We start from the raw sequence: 1,605 nt of genomic DNA on the forward strand, positions 1-1,605 counted from the left end.
GTGAAATGATATGTATTTTCCCTTATTTTTGCCCTTATGCGGAATCCGCAAGGGAAATAAGGGAAATTTTTAGTTAAGCATTGCTCACTACTTTATCAAGAAGTCTTGCGGAATCCCGCTTTGCTTTTCTTGTTGAGTGAGCGTAAATATTCATTGTGGTACTGACATCAGAGTGTCCTAACAGTTCCTGTACATCTTTCGGTGCAGCCCCATTGGAAAGCAGATTGCTGGTGTAGGTGTGACGTAACTGGTGGAAATGGAAATCTTCAAATCCTTCCAGTTTTTTTGACACTGATCTGCATACAATGCTGAGTGTACTCGGCAGTTCCAGACTACCATCCGGTCTGAGGCAGACAAAGGATATTTCTTTATAATCTGCCGGGACTTCCTGCGTTCCGTCAAGGTGATAGTATTCATAATACACCCTGTTTTTTACATGCACCTCTTTGTAGTAGTTGCGGTGGTAAAGTTCCCCGTACTGCATCCGGCTTTTCAGTTGTTCCCGTCTTGCTGCTTTCAATATTTCAGTCAGTGTATCTCCAAAATCAACAATCCTTACTTTCTTTCGCTTGGTTGTTCCAATCACATTTTTATGCTTCGTTCCGTCATAACGGATACTGCGTTTTATGGTCAGGCATTGTTCTTCAAGGTTGATGTCCTGCCATGTAAGACCACAGGTTTCCCCGATACGAAGTCCTGCATAATATGCGATCTGAATCGGCAGAATTGCAGGTGGATTTTTCTTTTCCAGATACTTGATAAGCCGCTCGTAATCCTCATGTGAAATCGGCTGTGTACCTTCTTCTACCTCATCATCAGAAAAGAGGTCAACTTCCTCTGCCTGTCGTTTCAGCTTGATATATTGCATTGAATTGAAACTGATTAACTGTTTTGGAAATACTGCAAAACGGAAAGACTGCTGTAACACTGCGGAAAAAGAATGGATATAATCTTTGCTATATCCTTTTCGCACTTTTCCATCCGGAAACTCGCCACCGAATGTAAGCAGGTCGAGAAAACTCTGTAAATGTTCAGCGGTAACTGTTTTTAACTTTCGGTCTGCAATCGGGTGTTTTTTGATACATCGGATTGCACCAAGATAATTTTCCACTGTGCCATTGCTGAGTGTTCCGGCTTTCAGTTCTTCTTCCGCCCACATATCCAGAAGTTCTCCTACCGTAAGGCTTTCTGCCCTTGCGACAAACTTCTTATTTTCATAATCTTCCAGTGCTTTGCGGAGAAGCTTTTCCGTCTCACTTTTACTTTCGGTTCCGGCGTATTCTTTCTGAACCATTTTTCCGCTTGCGTCCTCTACATAGAAGCGATAGTACCATTTCTTTCCTTTTTTTCTAACAGATCCTTTTGCCATAATCGTATGTCTCCTTTCGATATCAGACAATCGGAACTGCTGAAATGCTTCTTGCGTGTAGGCATCTTATGGACAAGTCCATAAGCCAATTCGCCGCTCGTCAAATCTGTAAACAGCTTGACTCGCTTGTGCTCATTGTATCATAACTCCGATTATCTTACTATACCGATTCAGAACCCTCATACATAACTTCGGATAAAAGATTGGCAAGTCTTTGTTCGGCTGCTTCCGGTTTC

At 42.3% G+C, this 1,605-nt stretch carries 1 protein-coding gene and 1 pseudogene; both read right to left on the reverse strand.

The window, feature by feature from the left end:
- Positions 1–73: 73 nt before the first annotated feature.
- Positions 74–1,369: a tyrosine-type recombinase/integrase gene (locus DWX28_RS18760; protein WP_118254659.1), complete on the reverse strand. Its 1,296-nt coding sequence runs from the start codon at positions 1,367–1,369 to the stop codon at positions 74–76.
- 160 nt (positions 1,370–1,529) lie between these two features.
- Positions 1,530–1,605 (reverse strand): annotated as a pseudogene (locus DWX28_RS18765) (helix-turn-helix domain-containing protein); the annotation flags it as partial.

This window comes from Blautia sp. AF19-10LB (assembly GCF_003461245.1).
Taxonomy (GTDB): domain Bacteria; phylum Bacillota; class Clostridia; order Lachnospirales; family Lachnospiraceae; genus Blautia_A; species Blautia_A intestinihominis.